Genomic DNA, 3555 nt, shown 5'->3' on the forward strand with positions numbered 1-3555 from the left:
TAAGCCAACTAATCAAACGTTTGTTTAAAAAGAAATACGCCTATATAAGGCGCATTTTCATCAATCACCACCACCGCAGCTTCCCCCGCTATCTCCCCCAAAAGACCCTCCACAATCATGTGAACCGCCATCATGCGAGCTATCATTATCAGATCCAGCAAAGAAAAATAATGGTGATGAGCTGTTAGATGAATTATGAATGTTATTTTGTTTTGTAAGATTTACCTTCTTTTTGTTCGATCGAACTGCTGTTACGATTATTCCAACTACAACAAATAATAGTATGACGATAATAAATTCCATATAAAAGCCTCCCTTATTCCTCGAATAATTGAATGGTTCTCTCTAGATTTTCAAGTGAAATGAAGCGCGATTCTCGAAGGATCTCTTTTCCATTATAAAATAATAAAATTGTCGGTCCTGTAAATACGGCATATCGCCCCGCAATCTCTTGCATGTCTTGTAGTAATATCTCTATTTTCTCTACGTAATCATAATTCTCTAATACGCAATTTACTTTTCTTAGCATAACATCACAAACACCACAATTTTCCGTTTTAATAAACAGAAGTACCAATTGTTGTTCTTCGATATAGGTCGCTATTTCTTCTATCGTTTTAAATGTAGTCATCTTATCCCTCTTAGCGTAATTTACGAAATACTTTGTCTTGATACATACGAAAAGCTGAACTATCTTTAATCTTTCTCTTTTCCATTACCTGCTGAAAACGTAACGTTTTTATTGTTAACTCTTCTCGTAATTTCTTTCTCTCTTCTTCATCATAACAGCAGGCAATTAGATCCTCTATTTTTAATATATCTTTTTGTAGTTCCATCTCTGGTGGAATCATTCCCGCATTTTTTAAAATTTTATAACTCATTCTAAGTTCTGGAGGTACCATTGAAAAATCTTCTAATTGTAGTGGTTTTCCTTTTCCCGGAAGATAATCAAGATCACCATTCCGTATTGCTTGGCGAATTTTTTCTTCAGCAATGTTCAAAAACACATCCACACTATTCCCTCCTTTACATATTTTTACTATTATTTTACATGATATTTCCTTATCTTTCTACGTCTTTAATAATTGGCTCCATACAATTTTTTCTCAAATTTATTTATAATGAGCTATTTCCTCCCATACCGACCTTTCGTTTTCATATATAGTTTGTATTCAAGCCTTTTTGTATTGAGAAAGTCTTTTTCAACTTAATAAAGCGTTTACACTAAATCTTACATTTGTTACGATTTAATCACCCCCAGCTCCCTTGTATAGACTTCGTGATGTCTGATCATTTTATCTAGACGTTTCATACGTCTAGATTCATTTTGATTTATTGGCGTATGCCTTTAAATATATCTTTTATTTTGAAAGGAGAAATGGCTATGAGGTCTCAAAAATTCACACTGCTATTACTATCTCTACTACTTTTCTTACCTCTTTTTCTCACAAATTTTATTACTCCAAATCTCGCATTAGCAGATTCACCAAAGCAAAGTCAAAAAATTGTTGGGTACTTTCCTTCGTGGGGCGTTTACGGACGTAATTATCAAGTTGCTGACATTGATGCATCAAAACTTACTCACCTTAACTATGCTTTCGCGGATATTTGTTGGAATGGAAAACATGGAAATCCTTCTACCCATCCGGATAATCCAAATAAACAAACGTGGAACTGTAAAGAATCTGGTGTACCATTGCAAAATAAAGAGGTTCCTAATGGTACTCTCGTACTCGGTGAACCATGGGCTGATGTTACCAAATCGTATCCTGGCTCAGGTACAACTTGGGAAGATTGCGATAAATATGCCCGTTGCGGAAATTTCGGAGAACTAAAACGATTAAAAGCTAAATATCCTCATTTAAAAACAATAATTTCCGTTGGTGGCTGGACTTGGTCTAACCGCTTTTCTGATATGGCCGCTGATGAAAAGACAAGAAAAGTATTTGCCGAATCTACAGTAGCTTTTCTTCGCGCATATGGATTTGATGGCGTAGATTTAGACTGGGAATATCCGGGCGTTGAAACAATTCCTGGTGGTAGTTATCGTCCTGAAGATAAACAAAATTTCACTCTTCTTCTTCAAGACATCCGAAATGCTTTGAATAAAGCAGGTGCTGAAGATGGCAAACAATATTTACTAACAATCGCGTCAGGTGCAAGTCAACGCTACGCTGATCATACAGAGCTAAAGAAAATTTCTCAAATACTCGATTGGATTAATATTATGACATATGATTTCCACGGTGGATGGGAAGCTACTTCTAATCATAATGCAGCTCTATATAAGGATCCAAATGACCCAGCAGCAAATACGAATTTTTACGTAGATGGTGCTATAGACGTTTATACCAATGAAGGTGTTCCAGTGGATAAACTAGTATTAGGCGTACCTTTTTACGGACGTGGCTGGAAAAGTTGTGGAAAAGAAAATAACGGACAATATCAACCTTGCAAACCAGGTAGTGATGGGAAACTTGCTTCTAAAGGTACTTGGGATGATTATTCTACCGGTGACACAGGTGTGTATGATTACGGTGATTTAACAGCCAATTACGTTAATAAAAATGGTTTTGTACGCTACTGGAATGACACAGCTAAAGTACCTTATTTATATAATGCAACTACAGGCACATTTATTAGCTACGATGACAATGAATCTATGAAATATAAAACAGACTATATAAAGACGAAAGGTTTAAGTGGAGCAATGTTTTGGGAACTAAGCGGAGATTGCCGTACAAGTCCAAAATATAGTTGTAGTGGTCCAAAATTACTTGATACGCTAGTAAAAGAATTACTTGGTGGACCTATTAACCAAAAAGATACTGAGCCACCAACGAATGTTAAAAACATTATAGTTACGAATAAAACTTCAAGCTCAGTTCAATTAAGCTGGACTGCATCCACTGATAACGTAGGCGTTACTGAATACGAAATTACTGCCGGAGAAGAAAAATGGAGTGCAACAACAAATAGCATTACAATTAAAAACTTAAAACCTAATACGGAATACACATTTTCAGTAATTGCCAAAGATGCTTCTGGAAATAAATCACACCCTACCGCTCTTACTGTCAAAACGGATGAAGCTAATACAACACCTCCTGATGGAAATGGCACTGCTACATTTTCAGTCACTTCGAATTGGGGAAGCGGTTATAACTTCTCGATTATAATTAAAAATAACGGAACGATTCCTATTAAAAATTGGAAATTAGAATTTGATTATAGCGGCAATTTAACACAAGTTTGGGATTCTAAAATTAGTAGTAAAACAAATAATCATTATGTAATTACGAACGCAGGATGGAATGGCGAAATTCCTCCTGGTGGATCAATTACAATTGGTGGTGCAGGAACGGGTAATCCTGCCGAACTTTTAAATGCCGTCATTAGCGAAAACTAGACGTAATATCCATTAATTATTTCACTAAAGTTTGAATTTAGGTTTGAGCAATACCTCCTAAATTCAAACTTTTAATTTTATGAAAAATAAAAAGCATCACAATAACCTATTATAATTAATTTCTAATATGAAGTTGATATGAAGTT

Annotated in this window: 4 protein-coding genes; 1 reads left to right on the forward strand and 3 read right to left on the reverse strand. The window is 35.2% G+C overall.

Features of this window, described 5'->3' with window-relative positions; all coding sequences use genetic code 11:
• Positions 1-60: 60 nt before the first annotated feature.
• From MR160_RS33085 to MR160_RS33095, 3 genes are read right to left on the reverse strand one after another with little or no spacing between them, the layout of a single operon-like run.
• On the reverse strand, positions 61-303 hold the full coding sequence (locus MR160_RS33085; protein WP_000394363.1) for a hypothetical protein: 243 nt from the start codon (positions 301-303) through the stop codon (positions 61-63).
• A 13-nt stretch (positions 304-316) separates the two neighbouring features.
• The gene (locus MR160_RS33090; protein ID WP_000206513.1) at positions 317-631 is read right to left on the reverse strand and encodes a thioredoxin family protein; all 315 of its coding nucleotides are present in this window, start codon (positions 629-631) and stop codon (positions 317-319) included.
• A 10-nt stretch (positions 632-641) separates the two neighbouring features.
• A complete protein-coding gene (locus MR160_RS33095; RefSeq protein WP_000382370.1) occupies positions 642-1013 on the reverse strand; it encodes a DnaJ family domain-containing protein in 372 nt (123 codons plus the stop codon).
• A gap of 371 nt (positions 1014-1384) precedes the next feature.
• Between MR160_RS33095 and MR160_RS33100 the strand changes: the two genes are divergently transcribed.
• Positions 1385-3409, forward strand: coding sequence for a glycosyl hydrolase family 18 protein (locus MR160_RS33100; protein WP_242299162.1), 2025 nt, complete (start codon positions 1385-1387; stop codon positions 3407-3409).
• Positions 3410-3555 lie beyond the last annotated feature (146 nt).

It is taken from the genome of Bacillus cereus group sp. BfR-BA-01382, assembly GCF_022663475.1.
Taxonomy (GTDB): domain Bacteria; phylum Bacillota; class Bacilli; order Bacillales; family Bacillaceae_G; genus Bacillus_A; species Bacillus_A thuringiensis_S.

Excerpts from the sequence above, each read along its gene's own strand:
- MR160_RS33085 (WP_000394363.1), bottom strand. The coding sequence starts at position 303 with ATGGAATTTATTATCGTCATACTATTATTTGTTGTAGTTGGAATAATC.
- MR160_RS33090 (WP_000206513.1), bottom strand. The coding sequence starts at position 631 with ATGACTACATTTAAAACGATAGAAGAAATAGCGACCTATATCGAAGAA.
- MR160_RS33100 (WP_242299162.1), top strand. The coding sequence starts at position 1,385 with ATGAGGTCTCAAAAATTCACACTGCTATTACTATCTCTACTACTTTTC.